This is a genomic window from Catellatospora coxensis (genome assembly GCF_016862635.1).
In the GTDB taxonomy this organism is placed as follows: domain Bacteria; phylum Actinomycetota; class Actinomycetes; order Mycobacteriales; family Micromonosporaceae; genus Catellatospora; species Catellatospora coxensis.
On the sequence record NZ_BONI01000050.1, the window covers coordinates 35,855 to 59,306 of the forward strand.

Sequence of the window (23,452 nt, forward strand, 5' to 3'; positions counted from 1 at the left end):
TTCTGGCGGTCGCGGGTGCCGTTCTGGCGCGTATCGCAGTGACAGGACAGGACCGGCGATGATTTCCGGAGGGCAGTAGCCGTGACGACCACGTTCGACCCGCAGGTGTACAAGTCCACCACCCGGCAGCAGTGGCAGGACGCCGCTGAGGCCTGGCACCGGTGGGGGCCGCTGATCGAGGACTGGCTCGGTGCGGCCACGCAGAGGATGCTCGACGCGGCGGGGATCACCGCCGGCAGCCGGGTTCTCGACGTGGCCGCCGGGGCGGGCGGGCAGGCGCTGGCCGCCGCGCACCGTGCCGGGCCGGCCGGGCAGGTGCTGGCCACCGACATCTCGCCGGCGATCCTGGCGTACGCGGAGCGCTCCGCGCGTGAGGCGGGGCTGGCCAACGTGGCGGTCGCCGAACTGGACGGGGAGCGCCTGGACGTGCCGGAGGCGTCGTTCGACGCGGTCATCTCCCGGGTCGGGTTGATCTACTTCCCGGACCAGCAGGCGGCGCTGGCGGGGATGCGCACCGCGCTGCGGCCCGGGGGCAGGGTCGCGGCGGTCGTCTACGCCGGCGCGGACCGCAACGGCTTCTTCTCCGTGCCCGTCGGGATCATCCGGCGGCGGGCCGCGCTGCCGCCGCCGCTGCCGGGCCAGCCGGGGCCGTTCAGCCTCGGTGCGCCGGGTGCGGCGGAGGAGGCGTTCGCCCGGGCCGGGTTCCACGACATCACCGTCGACGTGGTCGACTCGCCGGTGCGGCTGCCGTCTGCGGCCGACTGCGTCCGGTTCGAGCGGGAGTCGTTCGGCGCCCTGCACCAGATGCTGGCCGGGCTGTCGCCGGCGGAGCGGGAGGAGGCCTGGGCGGAGATCACCGCCGAGTTGGCGGCGTTCGAGGGCCCGGAGGGCTTCGTCGGGCCCTGCGAGATGCTCGTGGTGTCGGCGACCCGCTGACGGCCGCGCCCCGTGGGTCCGACCGGGCGCTCCGTCCCGGTCGGCCCCGCGGTGTCGGGGCTGGGGGTTTGCCACGCCGTGGTGAGCTCATGACCTGGTCGCCGAGCGCAGATACCGATAGTAATAAATAATGCGTGGTGAACAAGGGTCTTCCCAACTGAGTGGTCAGTCAGTCAAACTCTCAGCGTGACGCATGACGTGATCATCATCGGTGGTGGGCACAACGGGCTGGTCGCCGCGGCGTACCTCGCGCGGGCCGGGCGGAAGGTGGTCGTGCTGGAACGCCGCCACACCGTCGGCGGTGCGGCCGTGTCCGAGCGCCCGTTCGGCCCCGACTTCCTCGTCACCTCCCTGTCCTACGTGGTGAGCCTGCTCCCGCCGGACATGGTGCGCGACCTGCGCCTGGCCGAGCACGGCTACCACGTGTACGAGCAGGGCCCCTACTTCGCGCCCCGCCGCGACGGCCGCCACCTGCACCTGGCGAGCGACCCGCAGCGCCGCCACGACGAGATCGCCAAGTTCTCCAAGGCCGACGCCGACGCCTACGAACGCTGGGAGTCCTGGCTGGGCGGGCTCGGCGCGAAGGTCGGCCCGCTGCTGGACGCCATCCCGCCGAAGCTCGGCAGCAAGCGCCCCGGGGACCTGCTCGGCCAGGCGGCGCTGCTCAAGACGCTGCGCAACATCGACGTACGGGCCGCGTTCGACCTGACCCGGCTGTTCACCGCCAGCGTCGCCGACCTGGTCGAGGACCGGTTCGAGTCGGATGCGATGCGGGGCCTGCTGTCGGTGTCGGGCGTCATCGGCACCTGGGGCGGCCCGCGCAGCGCCGGCACCGCGTTCGTCACCCTGCACCACCACCTGGACCAGACCGGCGGCCAGTCCGCGGCCTGGGGGTTCCCGCGCGGCGGCATGGGCGGGGTCACCGCCGCGATGGCCGCGTCCGCCCGCTCCTTCGGCGCCGAGATCCGCACCGAGGCGGCCGTGGCCCGCATCGACACCGCCGGCGGCCGGGTCACCGGCGTGACCCTGGAGTCGGGCGAGCAGCTCAGCGCCCCGACGGTGATCACCACCGCGCATCCGAAGATCTCGTTCCTGCGCCTGATGGACCGCGCCGACCTGCCCGGTGACTTCGTCGCCGACATCGAGTCGTGGCAGACCCGCTCGGGCACCGTGAAGGTCAACTTCGCGGTGGACCGGCTGCCGAGCTTCGCCAGCCACCCCGAGTTCGACCCGGCGGTGTACGGCGGCACGATCGTGCTGTCGGAGTCCCTCGACGACGTAGAGGCCGCGTTCCAGGAGGCCGCCGCAGGCAGGGCGGCGACGCTGCCGTTCGCCGACGTGTGCATCCCGTCGGTGTTCGACCCGAGCCTCGCGCCCGAGGGTAAGCACGTGGTCAGCATGTTCACCCAGTGGGTGCCGCACACCTGGGCCGCCGAGCCGCACCCCGCCGAGCTGGACGCCTACGCCGACCGCCTGGTCGCGCGGATGGAGGCCGTCGCGCCCGGGTTCACCGACTCGGTCATCGGCCGCCAGATCATCGGCCCGCACGAGATGGAGCACGAGTACGGCCTGGTCGGCGGCAACATCTTCCACGGCGAGCTGACCCCGGGGCAGATGTTCCACTGCCGCCCCGCGGCCGGCTACGCGGACCTGCGTACCCCGATCAAGGGCCTCTACCAGGCCGGCTCCGCCACGCACGGGGGTGGCGGGGTCACCGGTATCCCGGGGCGCAACGTGGTCCGGCAGGTGCTGCGCGACACCGGCCGCCGGGGCCGGCGATGACCGCCGCGCCGCTGCCCGCCGACGGCCTCGACGCCGCGCTGCGCCCGTTCGGGACCTCGCGGATGCTGCCCGTGCAGGCCTACACCGACCCGGCGGTCCTGGCCTGGGAGCGGCGGCACCTGTTCGCCGGGTCGTGGACGTGCCTGGGGCGGCGGGCGCAGCTGGCCGCCGCCGGCAACCAGCACGCCGTGACCATCGGCGACGTCGCCGTCGTGGTCACCGTCGCAGACCAGGGGGTGCGCGCGTTCGCGAACGTGTGCCGGCACCGCGGCCACGAGCTGCTGCCCGACGGCGGCTCCTGCGAGCGCCGGGCGATCGTGTGCCCGTACCACGGCTGGTCCTACGACCTCGACGGCGCGCTGAAGACCGCGCCGCGCATGGGCGACGACTTCCCCGCCAAGCAGTTCGGCCTGGTCGAGCTGCCCGCCGTCGACTGGCACGGCTGGGTGTTCGTCAACGCCACCGGCGCCGCGATGCCGTTCGGCGAGCACCTGGGCACCCTCGACGCGCTGGTCGCGCCGTACGCGCCGGAGAAGCTGACCGTCAAGGCCGTGCACCGCTACGAGGTCGCCGCGAACTGGAAGGTCATCGCCGAGAACTACCACGAGTGCTACCACTGCCCGCTGATCCACCCGGAGCTGTGCGCGGTCACCCCGCCCAACTCCGGCGACAACTGGCACGAGCCCGGCCACTGGCTCGGCGGGTCCATGGAGCTGCGCGAACACGCCGAGACCATGTCCCTCGACGGGCGCTCGCGCGGGGTGATGCTCGACGGCGTCGACCGGCGCACCGTGCGCTACCTGGGGCTGTTCCCGAACGTGCTGCTGTCGCTGCACCCCGACTACGTCATGGCGCACCGGATGACCCCGCTCGCGCCCGACCGGACCGCGGTCGAGTGCGTGTGGCTGTTCGACGACACCGTCACCGACCCGTCGTACGCGGTCGAGTTCTGGGACGTCACCAACCGGCAGGACTGGGCGGCGTGCGAGTCGGTGCAGCGCGGCCTGTCCTCCCCGCACTACACCCCGGGACCGCTCGCGCCGAACGAGACCGCGATCTACGACTGGGTGACCCTGCTGGCGCGGGCATACCGCGACCCCGCCGGGGTGCTCGGCGGGCCCGCGACGTCAGGTGACCTTGCTGTGTACGATCCCGGCCGTGACTACCGACCCATCCCCCCGGGGCGGTGACCGGCGCGCGGTGCTGAGCCTCGCCGTCATCGTGATCACCGTCGGCGCGACGGTCTGGCTCAGCGCCCTGGCCGACGACGTCCCGCTGCTGCGCGACGCCTACCAGCGCTGGCAGAGCACCGGCTACGTGCTGCTGACCGCGCTCGCGGCGGCCACCCTCGCCAGCGCGGCGCTGCACCCGCTCTGGGCCCGCAAGGCGGGACGGTCGGTGCGGCTGGGCTGGGTCAACGCCGCCCTGGTGCTGGCGTACACCGTGCTGATCGCGGTGCTGGCCTGGTATCTCGGCGCGGAGGTCCCCGCGGACTTCAGCAGCGGCCGCGGCGGCGGCGCGAAGGGCAGCTACGTGGCGTGGCTGATCGCGGTACTGCCCGCGCTCGCCGTGCTCGCCTGGGCCGGCCTGCTGTTCCCGCGGCTGCCCGAGCAGACGCCCGCCGCGGCCGAGGCGGACGACCGCGTGGTGCGTCCGGCCCGGCCGCGCCGGTTCTACGGGACGGTGCTGGGCACCGCGGCCGTCTGCTGGGCGCTGGGCGCCCTGCCGTTCCTCTTCGTGCTGGCGGGGGCCGTCTTCTAGGCGGGGTCCCCGCCCCGGCGGGACCGGCCGCGCATCCGGCGCGACAGCGACCAGGCCCCGACGGCCGCCAGCAGCACCGGCATGCCGCAGATGCCGAGCGTCAGCCACAGGAACAGGTTCGGCGGCCCGTAGGTCGCCGGCTCCGCCGGGCGCAGCGGGTCCGCCAGCCGGCTCGTGGCGATCTCGATCGCGGACACGCCGGCGGGCAGGGTGAGCAGCCGCGACGGTGTGGCCCGGCCGAGCATGAAGACCTCCACCGCCCCGCCGACCTGCACCACGAGCTGCTCCGGTGTACGCCAGCCCTGTACCCGGACGGGGATGTCCGAGGGCAGCGGTGCGAACGCCCCGCCGGTGACCACGGCTCCGGTCTCGACGTCGACGACCCGCACCTCGCTCGGGCCTGTCGGCTGGCCGCAGCCGACGCACGCGGTGCGGCGCACCATCGCCAGCAGTCGGCCGTCGGGGCTCCAGGCGGTGCTGTCGCCGAGCCGCCAGCCGTCGCGGGGCCAGGTCACCGGCTCACCTCCGGCCACCGGGTAGACCGCGATCCGGTCGCCGTGCTCGACGGCGATACGCGACCCGTCGGGGGACAGGGCCGCCATGGCGCCGCCGCCCGGCTCGGCGTACGGGACGGTGCGCAGCGTGCGCCCCGACGCCAGATCCTGCACCTGCCAGCCGGTCTGCGCGCCGTCGGCCGGATTGGCCGCCGCCCGGGCGACGCGCCGGCCGTCGGCGGACCACGCCCGGGGAACCGACTCCCACCCCTGCCCGTGCACCTGCTCCCCGGTGACGAGGTCGAACACGCCGTAGCCGCCCGCCGACAGCAGGCGGCCGTCCGGCGACAGGACCGGCCACGTGCTCGCCAGCTCCTCGTGCACGATCTGCTCGAGCGGGTCGCTGAACACGTCCAGCACCCGGTAGCGGTCGCCGTCGGCGGCCAGCAGGACCAGCCGCCCCTCCTCGAGGTTGCCGTGCGTGGCCCGGCCGCTGTAGACCAGGGCGACCGGCCCCGGCGGCGACTGCTGCAGCTCCGCCGCCGACCACCAGGAATCCCGTGCGGCCAGCCGGTCGGGCAGCCCGACCCTGCCTCGCGGCTCACCCCACAGCGCGCTGCCGGGCGGCGCGGCCAGGATCAGCAGCGCGCCGACCACCGCGGCCGTGGCCAGGCGGCGCACCAGCGACCTGCCCGGCATGTCCCGCCACAGCACGGCGAGCAGCACCAGCAGCACGGCCAGCAGCGCCCAGCCGAGCGGGCCGCCCAGCCCTGAGCCGCCCAGCCCGGACAACCCCGGCGGGGCGGCGGGCTGGACCGCGCGGGTGCCGCCGTCGCTGGTGACGGCGAGTGCGGTGGCGACGCCCGCCGTCGCGAGCAGTCCTGTTCCGGCCAGGCGGCGACGGCGTGCTCTGCGGCGGGAGCGGGCGAAGAAGTGCTCCGGCAGCGCCGGGGGCGGTTCGGTCTCGGCGACGGCGCGCAGGTGCTCGCGCAGGCTCATCGGGTCACCACCTTCTCGTCGTGGCCGGTCGCGCTCGCACCGTCCAGCTCGCCCAGCAGGCCCGCGAGTTCGGGGGCGAGCTGGCGCAGCCGGCCCAGCGCGTGCCGGGTCTGGCTCTTGACGGTGCCGGGGGCGACCCCGAGCAGCCGCGCGGTCTCGTCCTCGGTGCAGTCCTCGTAGTAGCGCAGCACCAGGACCGCGCGCTGCTTGGGCGTGAGCCGGCGCAGGGCCTGCGCGAGCACGATCCGCACCTCCGGCTCGCCCGCCGCGCCGGCCGGCTCGGGGGTCGCGTCGACGAGCACCTCGGGCACGCGCCGTTGCCGCCTGCGCCACCAGGACACGGCCTGGGTGTAGAGGACTTTGCGCACGTACGCCTCGGGCCGGTCGAGGCGGTCCCACCGCACCGCGGTGCGTTCCAGCGCGGTCTGCAGCAGGTCCTCGGCGTGGTGCCGGTCGCCGGTCAGCAGGTACGCCGCGTGCCACAGCGACGCCGTCCGGGCCCGGACGAACTCCTCGAACCGCGCCGCCCGGTCGTCTGGTGTGCCCGCGTCGGGCGGCGTCCAGTCATCGCGCATCTCGCCACTCCATGGTCCTGTGGACGCCGACGGTGCCGGGTTCGGGGGGAACGGGAAGCGTACTTTTTTCCGGTCACGGCATCGCGACGGCTGTGCGGGCGTGCTGCCCCGCGGCGCCCACCTGCGGCAGGCGCCGCGGGGGTCGCGGGTCAGGCGACCTTGCGGCCGACGCTGTCGCGGACCATCGCCGACCATGCGGGGTCGGCGTCGATGTCGGCCCGCCGGGGTTCGGTGAGCACGACGACGTTGCCGTCGGGGTCGGTCAGCGTCAGGTCGTCGCTGCGCCACGGGGTGGGGGAGGGGCCGGCGACGGTGCCGCCGCCGGCCGCGGCCAGGTCGGCGGCGCGCAGCCGCAGGTCGTCGCCGCCGGCTGCCATCGTGATCCGACCCGCGCTCTGCGGCGCGGCCTGCGCGGGCACGAGCAGGATGTCCTGGTGGCGCTGCCGTCGCAGGTGGACCAGGGCCGTGGACCCGCCGGGTCCGGGCAGGGCGGCGAGGACCACGAACCCGGCGGCCTCGTACCACCGGGTCGTGGCGGGCAGGTCGGCGGCTTCGAACTTCACGAACGCGGGCATCGGGTAGATGTCGCGGTCGACGCCGGGGGCGGGCCGGGCGGGGCGTTCGGTGGTCATGGCACTCCTTCGTCGCTGGTGCAGCGGTGTACCCCGACGGTGCCGCCTTCCGCCACGTCAGGGTCAACCTGGTTCGCGGACGGGTGACCTCGGTAGGTGATGCCTTCTCGCTGCCCCTACCCTCCGAACATGGGGCAAAAGCACCCAATGGGTTTAACGGCCGTGGAGGGCGGGACCATGCGCGACGACACTCGTCCACGGCGGACACGACGCGGAGTGCTGCCGGCCGCCGCGCTCGCCGCCGCACTCACCCTGACCCCCGTCGCCGCGCACGCCACCCCCGACCCCTCGACCGGCCCCGCCGCCACCGTGCTGCCCCCGGCCGCGACCGCCGACCCCGGCCCCTGCCCGCCGCTGACCCGCCTCCGGCCGCGCGACTTCGGCGACCCCGCCGACCTCGACAACCCCCACCAGCCACTGCCGCCCGGCACCGAGATCACCCTGCAGGCCGTCGCCAACGACGGCGGCGCGCTGCTGCCGCACCTGGTCACCATCACCGCCACCGACCTCGTCAAGAACATCGACGGCGTATGGGCCCGGGTGCTCTGGCAGCGCGACTGGCGCGACGGAGCCGCCGTCGAATCCGCGCTGGTCTTCCAGGCCCAGGACGACCACGGCAACGTCTGGCAACTGGGCGAGTACCCGGAACTGGTCGAGAACGAGCTGCCCGCGGGCGCGCCCGGAACCTGGATCGCCGGTGTCGCGGGCGCACGGGCCGGGATCGTCGTGCCCGGCGACCCCGACCGCGACGAGCCGCCGTACCTGCGCGCCGAAGCGCCCGCGATCGGGCTGCTGCGGTGCGGCCTGGTCATCCGGACCTCGGCCGACGAGGTCTGCGCGCCCGCCATCTGCTACGACGACGTGCTGATCGTCGAGGAGTTCAGCCCGCTGCTCGCCCCGCCGGTACGCCGCTCGTACGTGCCCGGCATCGGGCTGGTCGCCGCGGCGCAGGCCAACTCCGACGGCGAGACGCTGTTCCTGTCCGGCAGGCGCGGCCTCACCGTCGCCGAGCGGCTCGCCGCCGACTGGGAGGCGGTGCAGCTGGAGGACCGGGCGTACGAGACGAGCGAGGTCTACGCCGAGACCGTCCCGCTGCGCTTCGGCGCGGGCGACGGGGACGCCGCCGCGGTACGCCGCCTGATGTCCGACCGGCTGCGGCACTGACCCGCACCGCGTCATCGAGCCTCACTCCGGCAGCGGCGCCGCGACCCAGCGCGGCGCCGCTGCGCATCTCCTTCCGGCTCGTCAGGCGGCCGCGACCTGCGGGTGCGCGCTCACGGCGGCCCGGTTCGACACACCCTTGACCAGCAGGTGGCCGACCATCCAGAACTCGCCGACGGTCGCGGGTATGACCAGCACGGTGACCGCGGCGGGCAGGTCGGGGGCGAGGACCGCGGCCAGGACGCTCAGCAGGTAGCCGACGCCGCCGGCGATGAGGATCCAGCCGAGCGGCCGGGGCATGTAGCCGGAGCGGATCGCCAGCCAGCCCATCGGCATCAGCCACAGGCCGAAGAACAGGCCGCCGAGGGCGAACGCGGCGCCGCTGACCTCGTAGAGCAGCAGCGCCTGCGCGGCCGATGCGGCGTCGGCGCGCAGGGCGACCTGGAGCGCGGTGGTCGTGCACATCGTGGAGACGAGCACGACCACGGAGTTGACGAGGCCGAACGCGGCGATCGACCCGGCGGCGACCGGTGCGGTGGGGCGGAACAGCCGCCAGAACCAGACCGCGGTGGCGGCCTGGGTGAGGACCATGGCGAGGTCGGCGACGATGCCGACGCGGGCGAGGCCTTCGTGGGCGATGAGGTTCGCGGCGGTGGCGGCGGCGTCGCCGGGCACGTAGAGCTGGTCGCGGACGAACAGGAAGCCGATGAAGCCGGTGACGGCCAGCCCGAGGTAGGCCAGGCCGGTGATGCGGGCGGTGCGTTTCACGTCTGTCATGGGGCACCTTCGGGAAGCTGGTGGGTTGGCGTCATCGCTGCTGGCGCATGGTGAGGAGCGGACCGCCGGGCCCGCATGTCTAGAATCTTTGACATATTGACGGTACGCCACGGGCGCGTATCGCGTCAAACATTCTTTACATCGCCACCGCCGGCGAGGTCGGGAGAGATTGACGGAACGTGATCGATCCTGCGATGGTCATGAGCATCCACAAAGGAGCGTTCATGGCAGACAGCACCACGGCGCAGGCCCGCCACCGCTACGTCATCGTCGGCGCGGGCCCCGCGGGCCTACAGCTCAGCTACTACCTGCAGCAGGCCGGCGCCGACTACGTGACCCTGGAACGGGCGCTGGAGCCCGCCGAGTTCTTCCGGCACTTCCCCCGCCACCGCAAGCTCATCTCCCTCAACAAGGTCCACACGACCAGCACCGACCCGGAGATCCGGCTGCGCTGGGACTGGAACTCGCTGCTGCAGGACCCGGCCGAGCTGCCGTTCGCCGACTACAGCCGGGAGTACTTCCCGCACGCCGACGACATGGTCCGCTACCTGGGCGACTTCGGCCGCCACCACAAGCTCAACGTCCGCTACGGCACCGAGGTGCTGCGCGTGGACCGCGACGGCGACGGGTTCTTCGTGCACACCGCCGACGGCACCGTGACGGCCGAATGCCTGATCTGGGCCGCGGGCTGGGGGCGGCCCAACATCCCGGACGTGCGCGGCATCGAGCACGCGGTCGGCTACGAGGCGATGAGCACCGACCCGGCCGACTACGCCGACCATCGGGTGCTGATCCTCGGCAAGGGCAACTCGGCGTTCGAGACGGCGTCGGCGCTGCTCGGGCACGCGGCGATGATCCACCTGGCGAGCCCGCGGCCGGTGCGGCTGGCGTGGAACACCAAGCACCCCGGTGACGTGCGCGGCCACCACGGGGCGGTGCTGGACAGCTACCAGTTCAAGACCCTGCACTCGGTGCTGGACTGCGTGATCGACGAGATCCGCCCGGTCGGCGACCGGTACGAGGTGCACCTGACCTACACCCACGCCGACGGGGAGACCGCCGTCATGGAGTACGAGTCGGTGCTGCGCTGCACCGGCTTCGCCATGGACACGTCCGCGTTCAGCGACAGCTGCCGGCCGGGCATGACCCCGAACGGGCGGATGCCGGCCACCCGGCCCGGCTGGGAGTCGGTGGACGTGGACGGGCTGTACTTCGCCGGGACCCTGGCCCAGGACCGGGACTTCAAGAAGGCGTCGTCGGCGTTCATCGACGGCTTCCGGTACAACCTGCGCACCCTGACCGAGCTGCTGCGCGAGCGGTACGAGGGCGTGCCGCTGGCCCACGACCAGGTGCGCCCGGAGGCCGCGGCGCTGACGGCGGCGGTGCTGGACCGGGTCAACTGGAGCTCGGCGCTGTGGACGCAGTTCGAGTTCCTGGTCGACGTGCTGGTCGTGGACCCGGCCGGCGGGCCGGTGCGGCACTTCCACGACCTGCCCGAGCAGTACGCGGTCAGCCGGTTCGGCGACGAGCCGCACTACTACACGTTCGGGCTGCGCTGGGGCCGCGACGAGTACTCCGACGTGTTCGCCATCGAACGGCACCCGCAGCCGGACCGGGCGGCCGAGAGCGCGTTCATCCACCCGGTGATCCGCCGCTACCGCGGCGCGGAGCTGGTGGAGGAGCTGCACCTGCTGGAGGACCTGCTCGCCGAGTGGCGGCGCGAGGACCGGCACGTGCGGCCCCTGCGCGAGTTCTTCGACCGCGACCTGCAGGCGCGGTGACGGCCCCGGCCGTCACCGGTGGATCAGGACCTCGGGCAGGGGCTTGCGGGTCAGCGCGGGCACGGTGACGCCCTCGGCGGGATGCCCGACGGGCATCACCACGTACGGGCGCTCCTCGGCGGGGCGCTCGCAGATCTCGTTGAGGAACCGCATCGGGCTGGGCGTGTGCGTCAGCGTGGCCAGCCCGGCCAGGTGCAGGGCGGTGACGAGCATGCCGACCGCGATGCCGACGGACTCCTTGACGTAGTACGGCTTCGGCGTGGTCGGGCCCTGGTGGACCTCGAACACGACGATGACCACCGGGGCCGTCTCCAGGAACGGCTTCTGCCAGTCGGTGCCCATCGCGGCGACCGCGTCCAGCCACTGCCGCGGGGCGCGGCGCTCGTAGAACTCGCGCTCCTCGGCCTCGGCGGCCAGGCGCAGAGCCCGTTTGCGCTGCGGGTCGGTGACGAGCACGAAGCGCCACGGCTGGATGTTCGCGCCGCTGGGGGCGGTCGCCGCGGCGCGTACCGCCTGCTCGATGACGTCGATGGGGACGGGGTCGGGGGAGAAGTGCCGCACCGAGCGGCGGGCGGCCATCCGCTCGGCGAAGTCGCGGGCGGCGCGGCTCATCTGGCCGGGTTCGAGGCGGTCCAGGTGGAACGGGGTGGTGGCGACGGCTTGCACGGGGCCTCCAGGGGTGTCTGCGGCTCCCGTACAGCATCGCCCGGCGTCGGGCCGTCGCGGTTACGCCGGATTGCCCACTTTCACCGGCCGCCAATGCCGTCCACCGCCCGACCTGTGTCCGTGTTCAGCCGACCGTCTGCTCGACGACGTAGTCCACGGCCGCGGGCAGGCCACCGTCGCGGGCGGCCGCACGCTGCCGGGCGGCGCCCGTGCCGCCGGCGAGCAGGCGTTGCAGGCCCGCCGTGACCCGGTCGTGCTCGCCGTTGGCGTGCAGCTGGGGCGCGATCCGGTCGACCAGGGCCCGGACCAGGTCCGGGGCGGGGTGCAGGCGGCCGGTGACCGGGTCGAGTCCCTCGCCGTCCAGGCCGTCGCGGGCCGCGCGCCAATACGCGGCGCGCAGCAGTTCGGCGGGGACGTCGGGGGCGGGCTCGCCGCGGCGGACGGCGTCGGACAGGTGCATGACCAGGGCGCGGACGACGGCGGCGTACAGCACGGTCTCGCCGGCGGTCAGCGCGGCGTCGGCGACGCGGACCTCCAGGGTGGGGTGGTTCGCCGAGGGGCGTACGTCCCAGAAGACGGTGCCCCGGTCGACGAGGGCGCCGGCGGCCTGGAGGGTGTCGACGACCTGGTCGTAGTGGGCGGCGGAGTCGAACCGCGGCGGCGGGCCCGCCACCGGCCAGCGCGGCCAGGTCATGGTGCGCCAGCTGGCGTACCCGGTGTCGCGGTCGTCCCAGAACGGCGAGTTCGCGGTCAGGGTCAGCAGCACCGGCAGGTGCGGCCGCAGGTGGTTGGACACGGCGACGGCGTGGTCGCGGTCGGGCATCTCGACGTGGACGTGCAGGGCGCAGATGGCCAGCTCGTCGTGCAGGCCGCGGAAGGTGGCGATGCCGCGGTCCTGGCGGGGTCCGGTGGTCATCGGCGGCGGCACGGGCGCGGCCACGGCGGCCGAGCCGGTGGCCGTCAGGCGCAGCCCGGCGGCCTGCGCGGCGGCGGCGGTGACGCGGCGGGCCTGGATGACCTGCTCGGCGAGCTCGTCGAGGGTGGTGCAGGGGTCGGTGCGGGTCTCCAGCTGCAGGGTGGTGATCTCGCCGGAGATGCGCGCGCCGAGGGTGGCGGCGGCCTTCTCGATGACCTCGGCGGCGCGGGGCGCGGGGGCCCGGGTGGCGGCGTCGACGACGAGGAACTCCTCCTCGACCCCGAACCGGGGTGCTGCTGTCGGCTGGTGGGTCGAGGTCATGGCAGGGATGGCCCTCCGGCTCGGCGGGGCCGCGTTTGCGGCCGCCGGGAGCCTAACCGGACCGAGGGCTGGAGTGCTGGTGACGCGCGGTGGCGACACGCCGATGTGGACGGAGCTGCCGGCCGCGGCCGGGGTCAGTGTGCGGCGGCGCCGGTGCTCAGGGTCCGCGGGGTGCGGGGGCGGGGCTGCTGGAGTACGGCGTCGACGAGTCCGGCGAGCAGCGCGGCGCGGGCGGGCAGGTGCGCGAGGTCGACCCATTCGCTGCGGGCGTGGGAACCGCCGCCGACGCCGCCGAGACCGTCGAGGGTGGCGATGCCCAGCGCGCCGGTGAAGTTGGCGTCGGAGGCGCCGGGGGCGTGCGCGCCGCGCAGTTCGGGCAGGCCGAGGCGGCGGCCGGTGTCACGGGCGAGGTCGAGCAGGGGCCGGGCGACGTGTTCGGGCAGGGGGTAGCGGCTGATGCCGCCGCCGAGGCTGAGGGTCGCGCCGGGCACGTGGGGGGCCAGCGCGTGCATCATCCGGTCGACGCGTTCGAGCTCGTCGCGGGTCCAGGCGCGCACGTCGACGCAGAGCACCGCGGATTCGGGGACCTGGTTGGTCATGGTGCCGGCGCTGAGCACGGTCGGGGTGACACTGGTGTCGCCGATCCCGAACGAGCCGACGGTGAGGACCTGGTGGGCGAGCTCGACGGCGGCGTTGACGCCCCGGTGCGGTTCGACGCCGGCGTGGGCGGCGCGGCCGTGCACGGTCACGCGGTACATGGAGCCGCCCTTGCGGGCGACCTTGAGGGCGCCGTCCTCGGTGGCGGGTTCGCCGACCAGCACGGCGCGGGAGCGGCGGGCCTGCTGCTCGATCAGCGGCCGGGAGGTGATGGAGCCGGTCTCCTCGTCGCAGGTGAGCAGCAGCCCGACCCGGGACGTGTCGGGCAGCAGGGACACGGCGGTGAGCATCTGCACGATGCCCGATTTCATGTCGCACACGCCGGGGCCGGTGGCGATCGTGCCGTCGATCGTGAAAGGCCACTGGTCGACGGTCCCGGCGGGCCACACGGTGTCGTAGTGGCCGAGCAGCAGCACCCGCTGGTCGTCGGCGGCCCACAGCAGGTGGGGCAGGCCGTCGCGGACGACGCGGCGGGGTGGGCGGCCGAGTGCGGCGGTGCCCCAGGCGGCGAGCAGGTCGGCGCAGGCGTGCAGGCGGGGCAGGTCGCCGGGCGGGGATTCCAGCTCGACCAGCTCCTGCAGCTGCTCGGTCATCGTCGCGGCCCGGGCCTGTGCCATAGCGCCTATGGCCTCCACATCGCACATGGGGCAAGCGTCGCAGCGTGCCGCGGATCGGGCCATGGCTTGGATTGCGCTCCCGCCCGGGGTGCAGGTCAGGGCTGGTGCGGGGCCGGCCGGGCGAGTGGCCGCGGGCTGGCCGGTGAGGACGGCAATATCGAAGAAGCGCGACGGGTGGTGCCGCGGCGACAATGCGGAGGGTCGCACAGCCGGCGGCCGGGACGACCGCTGAGGAGCGCGCGTGGCACACATCGACCTGGGTCTGGACGAGAAGCAGTTCCCCGGCATCAACGGGCCGATGCGGTTCCGGCCGGAGACCGCCGCGCCGCTGAACGCGCTGGCCGAGGCGCTGCTGCACGCCCCGCACCCGACGCTGACCGCGGGCGAGCGGGAGCTGATCGCGGCGTACGTGTCGGGGCTCAACGAGTGCGACTTCTGCTGCTCCTCGCATTCTGCGTTCGCGGCGGCGCAGCTGGATGAGGGCATGACGCTGGTGCAGCAGGTCCGTGCGGATCCGCAGACGGCGCCGGTGAGCGCGAAGCTGCGGGCGCTGCTGCGGATCGCGGCGGCGGTGCGGCAGGACGGGCGGAAGGTGACCGTCGAGCTGGTGGACGCGGCGCGGGCGGAGGGCGCGACGGACCTGGAGGTGCATGACACGGTGCTGATCGCGGCGGCGTTCTGCATGTACAACCGGTATGTCGACGGGCTGGGCACGATCGTGCCGGCGGATCCGGCGGCGTACGACGTGGCGGCGCAGCGGATCAAGGTGAACGGGTACGGGCAGTCGTCTTGACGCCTCTGGCGTCCGTGCCGGCAGGTGCCGGTGCACCACGCTGGGTGCGTTGACATCTGGGGGATCGTGTCGGAATCTGTCGGGGTGCGATACCTGATCTCCACGACGGGCCGTGGGGCCCTGCCGCCCCGCGCCCAGCTGGTCACCGACGCGCCCCGGCTGTCCCTGAACGGCGCCTGGCGGTTCCGGCTGTCACCCGTCGCCGACGTGCCCGAGGACTTCGCGCAGGCCGGGTACGACGACAGCGGATGGGACGAGATCGGCGTGCCGTCGCACTGGCCGCTGGCCCGCCGCGACGGCAGCTGGGGCAACCCGATCTACACCAACGTGCGCTACCCGATCCCCGTCGACCCGCCGCACGTGCCGACCGACAACCCGACCGGCGACCACCGGCTCGTGTTCGACCTGCCCGCAGAATGGCCTGGCGGGGACGCGGTGCTGCGGTTCGACGGGATCGACTCGTGCGGGCGGATCTGGCTCAACGGCGTCGAGCTCGGCACCACCGCCGGCAGCCGGCTGCCCAGCGAGTACCCGGTCGGAGCGCTGCTGCGGGCGGGCGGCAACGTGCTGGCGGTGCGGGTCCACCAGTGGTCGGCGGGCACGTACGTCGAGGACCAGGACATGTGGTGGCTGCCGGGGATCTTCCGCGACGTCACGCTGATCGCCCGGCCCGCGGGCGGGCTCGCCGACGTGCGGATCGAGGCCGGGTACGACCACCGGACCGGGCTGGGCAGCCTGCGCGTCGACGCGGGCGCCGGCGCGGTGCTCACGTGCGCCGAGCTCGGGCTCGACGGCGTACCCGCGGACGGTTTCTACGAGGCCGAGGTGCTGCCATGGACCGCGGAGACGCCGTGGCTGTACCAGGTCGAGATCGCCACGGCCGCGGAGCGGGCCGTGGTGCCCGTCGGGTTCCGCACCGTGGCCGTCGAAGACGGGCAGATCAAGGTCAACGGGCGGGCGGTGCTGTTCCGGGGCGTCAACCGGCACGAGTTCGACCCCGACCACGGGCGGGTCGTCGGCGAGGAGCTGATGCGCGCCGACCTGCTGCTGATGAAACAGCACAACATCAACGCGGTACGGACCAGCCACTACCCGCCGCATCCGAGGTTTCTCGAGCTGTGCGACGAACTGGGGATGTGGGTGATCGACGAGTGCGACCTGGAGACCCACGGGTTCGGGGAGAACGGGTGGCGGCGCAACCCCACCGCCGAACCGGCCTGGCGGGACGCGCTCGTCGACCGGGCCGTGCGCATGGTCGCCCGGGACCGCAACCATCCCTCGATCGTCATGTGGTCGCTGGGCAACGAGGCGGGAGTCGGCGAGAACCTCGGGCACATGGCCGCGGCGGTCCGGGCCCTCGACGGCACCCGGCCCCTGCACTACGAAGGCGACCGCGAATGCCGGTACACCGACGTGTACAGCCGCATGTACGCCGACCATGCCGAGGTGGAGCTCATCGGCCGGGGTGAGGAGCCGCCGCTGTCCGACCCGTCACTGGACGCCCGCCGCCGGGCGATGCCGTTCATCCTGTGCGAGTACGCCCACGCGATGGGCAACGGTCCCGGCGGGTTGTACGAATACCAGCAGCTGTTCGAGCGCTACGAGCGGCTGCAGGGCGGGTTCGTCTGGGAGTGGATCGACCACGGCATCCGCTCGCGGACCGCCGACGGGCGCGAGTTCCACGCCTACGGCGGCGACTTCGGCGAAGAACTCCACGACGGCAACTTCATCTGCGACGGTCTGGTCTTCCCCGACCGGACGCCGTCACCAGGGCTGCTCGAATACAAGAAGGTCATCGAACCTATCCGCATCACCGACGCCGGAAGCGGCGCGTTCACGATCGAGAACCGGCACGACTTCGCCGCCCTCACCGGCCTGACCCTGCGCTGGACGTACGAGATCGACGGTGTCGAACACGCGGCGGGTGAGTTGCGGTGCCCGCAGTTGGCGGCGGGCCAGTCCGCGACCGTCGCCCTGCCCGCAGCCGGCGTGCCAGGAGCCGGTGGGGGAGCAGGGGCTGGGTCAGCGGCCGAGGGTGAGGCGTGGTGGACGGTGCGCGCCGTGCTGGCCGAGGACACGGCCTGGGCGATGGCCGGGCATGAGATCGCCTGGGGTCAGTGGCGCTCGGTGGAGGCTTCGGTGCAGGGCAACGCGGTTGAGGCGGCCGGATCGGCGCTCGGCGGCATTGCTCCGGTCGGGATCGACAGCGAGCCGGTCGGGAGCGGGAGCGAAAGTGCGTCGGTCGGAATTGAGGGCGAGAGCGCGGCGGTAGGTGGCGACGAAGCCGGGGCCGGGTTCGGCGCGCCTCGGGCGGCGCGGTTCGACGAGCGTGGGCGGCTCGTGGAGATCGGAGGCATGGGTGTGGTCGCGCCGCGGATCGACCTGTGGCGGGCGCCGACCGACAACGACGCCCACGCCCTGGCGCAGCGGTGGCGGCACGAGGGCCTGCATCGGGTGCACGAACGCACCGTCGACGTCACCGCCGACCGCGACGCGCTGGTCGTGCGTACCCGCGTCGCGGCGGCCGCAACCGACGCCGGGCTGCTGGTCACGTACCGGTGGAGCGAGGCCGGAGATGTGCTGCGGCTGCGGCTCGACATCACCCCCGACGGCGTATGGACCGTGCCGCTGCCCCGGCTCGGGCTCCGCCTCGGCCTGCCCGCCGCGTACGACCAGGTTGAATGGTTCGGGCGGGGACCCGGCGAGGCCTACGCCGACACCCGGCACGCCGCCCGCGTCGGCAGGTTCACCAGCACCGTCGACGCCATGCAGACGCCGTACGTGTACCCGCAGGAGAACGGGGCCCGGCTCGACGTCCGGTGGGCGAGTGTCACCGACGCCGCCGGGGCCGGGTTACGGATCGCGGGCGGGTCGCCGTTCCTGTTCACAGCACGGCGGTGGACCAGCGAGCAGCTCGACAACGCCCGGCACCTCACGGACCTGGTGCCCGGCGAACACGTGTGGGTGAACGTGGACCTGGCCCAGCACGGCATCGGCAGCAACTCCTGCGGCCCCGCCGTCCTGCCCGAGCACGAACTGCACGCCGTCCCGGCCACGTTCACGATGGCGTTCACGCCGCTGCACTGACCAGACGGTCCCGGTTTCCCGGACGCACGGGTGCCCGTGGCGGTTCATGCCGGTGCGCTGCCAGCTTGCTCGGCCCGCTTCGCCCATCAGCTGCCACGCATGTGTGGTGGTGGAGGCCACATTCGGAAGCGTGACGACCTGGCTGGGCGTGACGACCTGGCTGAAGGCGCTGGGCGGGGCACCGCAGCATCGTGCATCGGCATCGTGCGTGTGGCATGGCGTTCAGGGCTGGGGTGCCGGCGTCCCCAGTGAGATCCCGGCCGGGTCGTTCCTCACGGATGAACCCCGGCGCGGGATCAGGTGTGCGGGTCGTGCTTGTTGCCCGGTTGTGGAGCAGATGTCCGGATCACCGCTGTAGGAGGGCGGTGAGCTGGGACTCCAGTGGTTCCGCGCCGGTGCGGTTGTCGACGGTCAGATGGGGGATCGGAGGCTCGATTCCGGCCCGGATCTGCTCGGCGAACGCGTCGAAGCCGGCCAGCTTCTGGGCGTCGCGGGGCAAGCCTCGGGCGTGTAGGCGCGTGTGCAGGGTCGCGGGGTCGGTGCGGATCCAGATCAGGTGTACCGGGTCGCCGCCGAGTTCGGCCACCCATGCCGCCCAGCGGACTGGATCATGGATCTGGCCGGTGAAGGGGGCGTCCAGGAGGACTGGGCAGCCGTGGGAGCGGATCAGGCGGGCGGTGGCCGTCATGCCGGCGTACTCGTGGATCTTGATGTGCTCGTCGTACCAAGGGCCCTCGCGCTCGCCGTGCGGGCGGCCCGCGGCCTGCAGGGTGGCGGCGACGAAGCCGCCGTAGAGGACGTCCTTGTCGAGCAGGGCCGGGACGGGGTCGAGGGCTGCCAAGAGGAGCCGGGACACCGTGCTCTTGCCTGCCCCTGGAGGGCCGGCGACGACCCATACCGCAGCGTTCACGCCCGGAGACTACCGACACCGGTAACCCGATGTGCGTGATCAACGGGGAGCGTGTATCGTTGTGGCTCGTGCGGCTGACGCCGGACACCAGCGGAGATATGCCTCCGAAGGTGGCCGGGGAAGGTCGGACACCACCGGTCCGGGTGGCGGAATGGCAGACGCGCTAGCTTGAGGTGCTAGTGCCCGTATAGGGCGTGGGGGTTCAAGTCCCCCCTCGGACACGTTATTGTCCCACGGCTTCAATCGACGCTACCCGATCTCCGGGTAGCGTATTCGCCGTCTGACGGGGTGTGCGCTGCTTCGGGACGGGCGGCATCCGTGGCGGGTCGTTCGTGACCACGACGTTGCCGTCAATCTCCAGCCGCCATGTGTGATGATCGCACCAGATGATCATCCGATGAGCCTCCACAACGGTGACCAGGTCGGCAGCGGTGATCCCGGCCTGTTCGAGGAAGGCCATGGCCTGGTCTTCGCGAGCGTAGATGTTCTTGATCGGTCGCTGCCAACGCGTTCGCGAGCTTGTGCGACCGTGCCGGCAGCGGTGCGCGGGACGGCAGCGGCTCCAGTGCGGCTCCAGCTTCCGGCCGCAGCGTTCACAGCCGAACAGGCCGGTCATCGCGAATTCGTGGACGGTGGCGTTGGCGGTGGCGTGCATTTCCTGAGCGGCGAAGCCGCCGCCCGTGCGGGTTTGGTGGCTCAGTGCAGGGCCAATGCCAGTTCCGCGGGTTGGCCGGTCGCGCTGGCGATCTTCCTGCGCGGCAGGAACAGTGCCGGGACGATGCACGCGACGATCAGGATCAGTGCTACCAGGTAGGTGCTGCCGAATGCTTCGGCCAGCGCCGATTGGCCTTGGGCCAGGAGGGTCGGGGGCACCTGGTCGGCGGGCACGGCGCCTTGGGCGACGCCATGTAGGCGGTGGCGGCTGGGCTGTTGAGCACGTGGTTGGTGAGCACTACCGACATCACCGCGGTGCCGATCGACCCGGCGGTCTGCTGGATGATGTTCATCAGTGTCGAGCCGCGCGCGATCTGGTGGTCGGTCAGGCTGCCCAGCGCGCCGGACAAGATCGGCATCATGGTCAGGCCCATGCCCATGCCGAGTACGAGCAGGCCACCGAGCAGCATGGTGTACGACGTGTCCGCGGTGACCTGGGTCAAGTACCGCCGACAAGTTGATCCTTGTGTGGGCGGCCATGACGTCGGTGCGCAGGAGGTAGAGCGAGATGCACTGCTTCTGGCTGGCGAAAGCGACCTCGACATCACCGCCGCTACGGCGGTAGGACGGCATGCCGAAGGCGATGTGCTCGTCGAATCCGGGCAGCGAAGATGCATAACTCACGAACGGCTGCCAGCACCTCGTGACGGTCTTGCGGCACCTCAGCCATGTACGCACCGACGTCCGGTACGTTTGCCGGCGACCACGGCGATCATTCTACCGAGCTCGCTCTCCGCACGAAGGCGGGCTTTCGGCTAGGCCTTCCCGGCAGCCAGCATGGCGTACCTGTTCGACGGTCGATCGTCAGTCTTCCAAGCCGGACTTGTTCTTGGTCGGGTCGACCAGTTCCCAGTCGCCTCTCTTCGGATTGGGGGGCAGCCGGTGGCCCTTGGGCACCGTGACCTCGTCGCCTCCCTTGACCGGCGCGTACTGTCCTGACTTCTTGGCCGGCTCGCCAGGGCTCTGAACAGTTGACTTCTTCGTCGGCATCTCCCTAGCTCCTCACTGCTGGATCCGGATTGATTCGACAAGTGGGCTCGTCGGTGTCACATCCGACACTACTCCTCGAAGGAGTGCAGCTGGCCGCCGGGATCAATATATGGTGCCTACGGTTACCTGCGCCGCCTATATGTAGTGGTCCAAATGTTGTGGCTGTCAGTCCAAGGAAGCGGTCCTGCCGGCCCGCCAGGACATCAACGGGTTCGAAGACCGCCCTGGGCGCTGACACAAGCTGACGCGCAGCGCGTCCCGGCCGCCGTGCCGACCCAGCCCCCAGGCGAAGCGGCGGCGGGCACCCGCCCGACCGTGATCGCCTGTGCGGCCGTCAACGGCCCAGGACTCGCTAGCCACCCACGTGCCGCCAGCCTGGCCATTGTTGGATGTGGCCCCGGTGTATTCCGCTCGCCCGGACCGAGCATGAGCTGCGCTGCACGGCGTGTCCGAAGTTCGTCGCGCAGACGTCAACCACCCGAAATAGACTACGCAGGGACTGTCCGGCGACACCACGGGGGACAGGGATGCCAGCGGCGCCACGGGTGCGGGTTCGACGCGCCTACGATCAGCCCCAGCCCGACGACGGTCAACGGGTGCTCGTCGACCGCCTCTGGCCGCGCGGGCTCAGTAAGCATCAGGCTCACCTTGCCGATTGGTGCAAGAACATAGCGCCCTCCACCGAGTTGCGGCAGTGGTATGGCCACGACCCCGATCGGTTTGCCGAGTTCGCCCGCCGCTACCGCGCCGAACTGGACGACCCTGCCCGGGCTGCTGCCCTTGCTGATCTTCGTAGGCGGAGCACGCACGGCACCGTCACGCTCTTGACCGCGGCAAAGCGAAGCGACATCAGCGAGGCGACGGTCCTGGCCGACATACTGGCCCACGGCGTGTGATGTCAAAGGTTGCGCACAGGCACAGCACCCGACCCCAGGCGAAAGTCTGCGGGACCAGAGCTCTGGGGCCGTGCGCAATGTCAGGCTTTGCGGACCACGGAGGACTTGAGCTGCATGGCGCCGATCCCGTCGACCTTGCACTCGATGTCGTGGTCACCGACACCGGGCACGAGCCGGATGTTGCGCACCTTGGTGCCCGCCTTGATCCCCGTGGGGCTGCCCTTGACCTTGAGACTCTTGATCACCGTGATCGTGTCGCCGTCGGCGAGCACGTTACCGACCGCGTCGCGGATGACCCCCTTCTCGGCAACGCCCGTGGCGGTGGCATCAGGTGTCCACTCGTGGGCGCACTCAGGACAGGCCAGCAACGTACCCATCTGGTAGGTGTACTCGCCGGAGCACTTCGGGCACGGTGGCAGGGTCTCATCCACCATCAGATGATATTCGACGGCCAGCTCGCCAGGCCGCGAACCCCTCAGCCGCACGCAGCCGCGCCGCACAGCGACACTGAGCGTCCTCTACCGCGCAACTCGCGGTGACAGGCGCCGGAAAGACCCGGACAGGCACCCTCCGCGACAACCGTCAGGTTCTGCCGCCCGACGCTGCGCCTGTCAACAGCAACCTGGTCGATGTCCTATCGGGGTCGCCGCCTTATGCGGTGGTAACCAGTGAGGATCGCTGTTGCCTGCGTTTGGCCGGTGGCCTCCTCGGCCTAAGCCGTGTGATGACCGCTTGCTGAATCTATCGTTTACCGATAGGTTTCTCTCGTAGATCGATCGAAGGAGAGTCCCGTGGGAAAGATGCCCATACTCGCGCTGCGCGCCGTGATCGCGGTGTTGGTGGCGATTTCGCTGTTTGTGCAGATTGTGATGGTGGCCGCCAACGCGAACGAGATGGATCCGGCTCTCGTGAGCATGGGCAATCCGTGGGCCCTGATCGGGGCCATCGTGTTTGGCTTGCTGGTGTTCGAGGTCGTCCTCGTGTGCGTCTGGCAGTTGCTCGCGATGGTGCGCCGGGGCACCGTCTTCTCGTACGCGTCTTTCCGCTACGTCGACGTCATCATCGGCGCCATCGTGGCGGAGGCGGTCCTGCTGGCCGTTCTGTTGCTCGCCCAAGTCCCGGGCAGCGACGGCGAATCCCCCGGCGTGTTCATCATGATGGGCGGAATAGTGCTGGCCGTCCTGTTCGTCGCACTCATCGTGCTCGTGCTGCGCATGCTGCTCGCCCAAGCCGTCGCCCGTGAGGTCGAGGCCAAGCAGATGCGAGCCGACCTCGACGAGGTGATCTAATGCCGATCGTCGTCGATATCGACGTCTTGATGGCCAAACGCAAAATCTCGGTAGGCGACCTAGCGGACCGGATCGGAATCACGCCCGCGAATCTCGCGGTTCTCAAGAACGGCCGCGCCAAGGCGGTGCGCTTCACAACGCTAGAAGCACTCTGCGAGGTGCTCGAATGCCAGCCTGGAGATCTTCTGCGCTGGGAGCCAGAAACGTCCTGATCGGGCAACCCGGGCACGACTGAGGCGCCAACCAGGTCCTGGCCGACCTACGCGCGATCGGTGAACGCGTCAACGCCCAGCTTAAGTGCTGGCGGGTGATCAGCGGTGACCTCCGTGGCCGCCCCGGGCAGCTCACTGCGGTCGTCAACGCCGTCCGGGCGCTGCAATATCTGATCCGGGACCCGATCGGCACCGCTGGCATCGGCCACATCGTGATCCTGCCGACCGGACCGGTTGGTTCTCCTCGAGCGACGGCGGACGCCTCCCGCGGCCTGCCACAGAGCGGCACAACCCCGGTTGTCAACCCCAGCTCACCAGCAGAAACGAGGTCTGGCCAAGCTCATTCTGGACGGCAGGCGGCGGCCAAGGGGGCGGCATGTTGGTATCGGCGGGCGGGGCTGGCTTCGGGTCTTGCGGGAGCGTGACGAATGTCGAAATACGGTGCAGACGCATGAGTCTGCCTCGTTCGTCGCTGCGGTGGCCGTC

General features: G+C 72.0%; 23 protein-coding genes and 1 tRNA gene. 12 read left to right on the forward strand and 12 right to left on the reverse strand.

From position 1 onward, the window contains the following. Positions 1-81: 81 nt before the first annotated feature. The 4 genes from Cco03nite_RS26510 (at position 82) to Cco03nite_RS26525 (ending at position 4,479) form a co-directional block, all read left to right on the forward strand. Positions 82-936 carry a class I SAM-dependent methyltransferase gene (locus tag Cco03nite_RS26510; protein ID WP_203694934.1) on the forward strand — a complete coding sequence of 285 codons (855 nt, stop codon included), beginning with the start codon at positions 82-84 and terminating at the stop codon, positions 934-936. Between the two features lie 186 nt (positions 937-1,122). Beyond that, positions 1,123-2,718 (forward strand): phytoene desaturase family protein, encoded by a 1,596-nt coding sequence (locus tag Cco03nite_RS26515; RefSeq protein WP_203694935.1) that lies wholly within the window; start codon positions 1,123-1,125, stop codon positions 2,716-2,718. Beyond that, positions 2,715-3,908, forward strand: a complete 1,194-nt coding sequence (locus tag Cco03nite_RS26520; RefSeq protein WP_203694936.1) for an aromatic ring-hydroxylating oxygenase subunit alpha — start codon at positions 2,715-2,717, stop codon at positions 3,906-3,908. Before Cco03nite_RS26515 ends, Cco03nite_RS26520 begins: the two co-directional genes overlap by 4 nt. Then, complete coding sequence (locus tag Cco03nite_RS26525; protein WP_203694937.1) at positions 3,877-4,479, forward strand: hypothetical protein; 603 nt, start codon at positions 3,877-3,879, stop codon at positions 4,477-4,479. The genes Cco03nite_RS26520 and Cco03nite_RS26525 overlap by 32 nt, the downstream gene beginning before the upstream one ends. Here Cco03nite_RS26525 and Cco03nite_RS26530 read toward each other — a convergent pair. From Cco03nite_RS26530 to Cco03nite_RS26540, 3 genes are all read right to left on the reverse strand, one after another. Further along, positions 4,476-5,972, reverse strand: a complete 1,497-nt coding sequence (locus tag Cco03nite_RS26530) for a WD40 repeat domain-containing protein (RefSeq protein WP_203694938.1) — start codon at positions 5,970-5,972, stop codon at positions 4,476-4,478. The two genes, Cco03nite_RS26525 and Cco03nite_RS26530, sit on opposite strands and share 4 nt — an antisense overlap. Further along, positions 5,969-6,547 carry a SigE family RNA polymerase sigma factor gene (locus Cco03nite_RS26535; protein WP_203694939.1) on the reverse strand — a complete coding sequence of 193 codons (579 nt, stop codon included), beginning with the start codon at positions 6,545-6,547 and terminating at the stop codon, positions 5,969-5,971. Before Cco03nite_RS26535 ends, Cco03nite_RS26530 begins: the two co-directional genes overlap by 4 nt. Positions 6,548-6,696: 149 nt before the next feature. Next, complete coding sequence (locus Cco03nite_RS26540) at positions 6,697-7,179, reverse strand: hypothetical protein (protein WP_203694940.1); 483 nt, start codon at positions 7,177-7,179, stop codon at positions 6,697-6,699. A gap of 177 nt (positions 7,180-7,356) precedes the next feature. Between Cco03nite_RS26540 and Cco03nite_RS26545 the strand changes: the two genes are divergently transcribed. Then, entirely contained in the window at positions 7,357-8,343 is a 987-nt protein-coding gene (locus Cco03nite_RS26545; RefSeq protein ID WP_203694941.1) for a hypothetical protein, read from the forward strand. An 81-nt stretch (positions 8,344-8,424) separates the two neighbouring features. Here the strand turns inward: Cco03nite_RS26545 and Cco03nite_RS26550 are convergent, their stop codons facing one another. Then, positions 8,425-9,117: a DUF4386 domain-containing protein gene (locus Cco03nite_RS26550; RefSeq protein ID WP_203694942.1), complete on the reverse strand. Its 693-nt coding sequence runs from the start codon at positions 9,115-9,117 to the stop codon at positions 8,425-8,427. A 224-nt stretch (positions 9,118-9,341) separates the two neighbouring features. Here Cco03nite_RS26550 and Cco03nite_RS26555 point away from each other — a divergent pair, with 224 nt between their 5' ends. Then, positions 9,342-10,898 (forward strand): NAD(P)-binding domain-containing protein, encoded by a 1,557-nt coding sequence (locus Cco03nite_RS26555; protein WP_203694943.1) that lies wholly within the window; start codon positions 9,342-9,344, stop codon positions 10,896-10,898. Positions 10,899-10,910: 12 nt separating this feature from the next. Here the strand turns inward: Cco03nite_RS26555 and Cco03nite_RS26560 are convergent, their stop codons facing one another. The 3 genes from Cco03nite_RS26560 to Cco03nite_RS26570 form a co-directional block, all read right to left on the reverse strand. Next, on the reverse strand, positions 10,911-11,510 hold the full coding sequence (locus Cco03nite_RS26560) for a nitroreductase family protein (protein ID WP_203694968.1): 600 nt from the start codon (positions 11,508-11,510) through the stop codon (positions 10,911-10,913). Positions 11,511-11,688: 178 nt separating this feature from the next. Next, positions 11,689-12,801, reverse strand: a complete 1,113-nt coding sequence (locus Cco03nite_RS26565; protein ID WP_203694944.1) for a carboxylate-amine ligase — start codon at positions 12,799-12,801, stop codon at positions 11,689-11,691. A gap of 134 nt (positions 12,802-12,935) precedes the next feature. After that, a complete protein-coding gene (locus Cco03nite_RS26570) occupies positions 12,936-14,075 on the reverse strand; it encodes a M20/M25/M40 family metallo-hydrolase (protein ID WP_239167681.1) in 1,140 nt (379 codons plus the stop codon). A 241-nt stretch (positions 14,076-14,316) separates the two neighbouring features. Here Cco03nite_RS26570 and Cco03nite_RS26575 point away from each other — a divergent pair, with 241 nt between their 5' ends. Next, the gene (locus tag Cco03nite_RS26575; RefSeq protein WP_203694946.1) at positions 14,317-14,868 is read left to right on the forward strand and encodes a carboxymuconolactone decarboxylase family protein; all 552 of its coding nucleotides are present in this window, start codon (positions 14,317-14,319) and stop codon (positions 14,866-14,868) included. 66 nt (positions 14,869-14,934) lie between these two features. Beyond that, positions 14,935-17,955 (forward strand): glycoside hydrolase family 2 TIM barrel-domain containing protein, encoded by a 3,021-nt coding sequence (locus Cco03nite_RS26580; protein ID WP_239167682.1) that lies wholly within the window; start codon positions 14,935-14,937, stop codon positions 17,953-17,955. Positions 17,956-18,301: 346 nt separating this feature from the next. On the opposite strand, the gene Cco03nite_RS26585 is transcribed toward Cco03nite_RS26580, so the two are convergent. Beyond that, on the reverse strand, positions 18,302-18,865 hold the full coding sequence (locus Cco03nite_RS26585) for a P-loop nucleotide/nucleoside kinase family protein (protein ID WP_203694948.1): 564 nt from the start codon (positions 18,863-18,865) through the stop codon (positions 18,302-18,304). Between the two features lie 137 nt (positions 18,866-19,002). On the opposite strand from Cco03nite_RS26585, the gene Cco03nite_RS26590 reads away from it, so the two are divergent. After that, a tRNA-Leu gene (locus tag Cco03nite_RS26590) sits at positions 19,003-19,086 on the forward strand. 2 nt (positions 19,087-19,088) lie between these two features. Here the strand turns inward: Cco03nite_RS26590 and Cco03nite_RS26595 are convergent. The 3 genes from Cco03nite_RS26595 to Cco03nite_RS26605 form a co-directional block, all read right to left on the reverse strand. Continuing rightward, positions 19,089-19,649, reverse strand: coding sequence for a hypothetical protein (locus Cco03nite_RS26595; RefSeq protein WP_203694949.1), 561 nt, complete (start codon positions 19,647-19,649; stop codon positions 19,089-19,091). A gap of 19 nt (positions 19,650-19,668) precedes the next feature. Then, the gene (locus tag Cco03nite_RS26600) at positions 19,669-20,022 is read right to left on the reverse strand and encodes a hypothetical protein (RefSeq protein ID WP_203694950.1); all 354 of its coding nucleotides are present in this window, start codon (positions 20,020-20,022) and stop codon (positions 19,669-19,671) included. A gap of 361 nt (positions 20,023-20,383) precedes the next feature. Continuing rightward, a complete protein-coding gene (locus Cco03nite_RS26605; RefSeq protein ID WP_203694951.1) occupies positions 20,384-20,569 on the reverse strand; it encodes a hypothetical protein in 186 nt (61 codons plus the stop codon). A gap of 527 nt (positions 20,570-21,096) precedes the next feature. On the opposite strand from Cco03nite_RS26605, the gene Cco03nite_RS26610 reads away from it, so the two are divergent. Next, complete coding sequence (locus Cco03nite_RS26610; protein ID WP_203694952.1) at positions 21,097-21,465, forward strand: DUF488 domain-containing protein; 369 nt, start codon at positions 21,097-21,099, stop codon at positions 21,463-21,465. An 80-nt stretch (positions 21,466-21,545) separates the two neighbouring features. Here the strand turns inward: Cco03nite_RS26610 and Cco03nite_RS26615 are convergent, their stop codons facing one another. Next, entirely contained in the window at positions 21,546-21,896 is a 351-nt protein-coding gene (locus Cco03nite_RS26615) for a zinc ribbon domain-containing protein YjdM (protein ID WP_239167684.1), read from the reverse strand. A 369-nt stretch (positions 21,897-22,265) separates the two neighbouring features. Here Cco03nite_RS26615 and Cco03nite_RS26620 point away from each other — a divergent pair, with 369 nt between their 5' ends. Together Cco03nite_RS26620 and Cco03nite_RS26625 are read left to right on the forward strand one after the other, a co-directional pair. Further along, positions 22,266-22,754, forward strand: a complete 489-nt coding sequence (locus tag Cco03nite_RS26620) for a DUF2975 domain-containing protein (protein WP_239167686.1) — start codon at positions 22,266-22,268, stop codon at positions 22,752-22,754. Continuing rightward, complete coding sequence (locus Cco03nite_RS26625; protein WP_203694955.1) at positions 22,754-22,966, forward strand: helix-turn-helix domain-containing protein; 213 nt, start codon at positions 22,754-22,756, stop codon at positions 22,964-22,966. Before Cco03nite_RS26620 ends, Cco03nite_RS26625 begins: the two co-directional genes overlap by 1 nt. Positions 22,967-23,452 lie beyond the last annotated feature (486 nt).

Coding starts and splice junctions, on each gene's coding strand:
- Cco03nite_RS26620 (WP_239167686.1), top strand. CDS start 22,266: ATGCCCATACTCGCGCTGCGCGCCGTGATCGCGGTGTTGGTGGCGATT.
- Cco03nite_RS26535 (WP_203694939.1), bottom strand. CDS start 6,547: ATGCGCGATGACTGGACGCCGCCCGACGCGGGCACACCAGACGACCGG.
- Cco03nite_RS26570 (WP_239167681.1), bottom strand. CDS start 14,075: ATGGCACAGGCCCGGGCCGCGACGATGACCGAGCAGCTGCAGGAGCTG.
- Cco03nite_RS26560 (WP_203694968.1), bottom strand. CDS start 11,510: ATGAGCCGCGCCGCCCGCGACTTCGCCGAGCGGATGGCCGCCCGCCGC.
- Cco03nite_RS26610 (WP_203694952.1), top strand. CDS start 21,097: ATGCCAGCGGCGCCACGGGTGCGGGTTCGACGCGCCTACGATCAGCCC.
- Cco03nite_RS26540 (WP_203694940.1), bottom strand. CDS start 7,179: ATGACCACCGAACGCCCCGCCCGGCCCGCCCCCGGCGTCGACCGCGAC.
- Cco03nite_RS26545 (WP_203694941.1), top strand. CDS start 7,357: ATGCGCGACGACACTCGTCCACGGCGGACACGACGCGGAGTGCTGCCG.
- Cco03nite_RS26605 (WP_203694951.1), bottom strand. CDS start 20,569: ATGCCGACGAAGAAGTCAACTGTTCAGAGCCCTGGCGAGCCGGCCAAG.
- Cco03nite_RS26530 (WP_203694938.1), bottom strand. CDS start 5,972: ATGAGCCTGCGCGAGCACCTGCGCGCCGTCGCCGAGACCGAACCGCCC.
- Cco03nite_RS26625 (WP_203694955.1), top strand. CDS start 22,754: ATGCCGATCGTCGTCGATATCGACGTCTTGATGGCCAAACGCAAAATC.
- Cco03nite_RS26550 (WP_203694942.1), bottom strand. CDS start 9,117: ATGACAGACGTGAAACGCACCGCCCGCATCACCGGCCTGGCCTACCTC.
- Cco03nite_RS26565 (WP_203694944.1), bottom strand. CDS start 12,801: ATGACCTCGACCCACCAGCCGACAGCAGCACCCCGGTTCGGGGTCGAG.
- Cco03nite_RS26520 (WP_203694936.1), top strand. CDS start 2,715: ATGACCGCCGCGCCGCTGCCCGCCGACGGCCTCGACGCCGCGCTGCGC.
- Cco03nite_RS26555 (WP_203694943.1), top strand. CDS start 9,342: ATGGCAGACAGCACCACGGCGCAGGCCCGCCACCGCTACGTCATCGTC.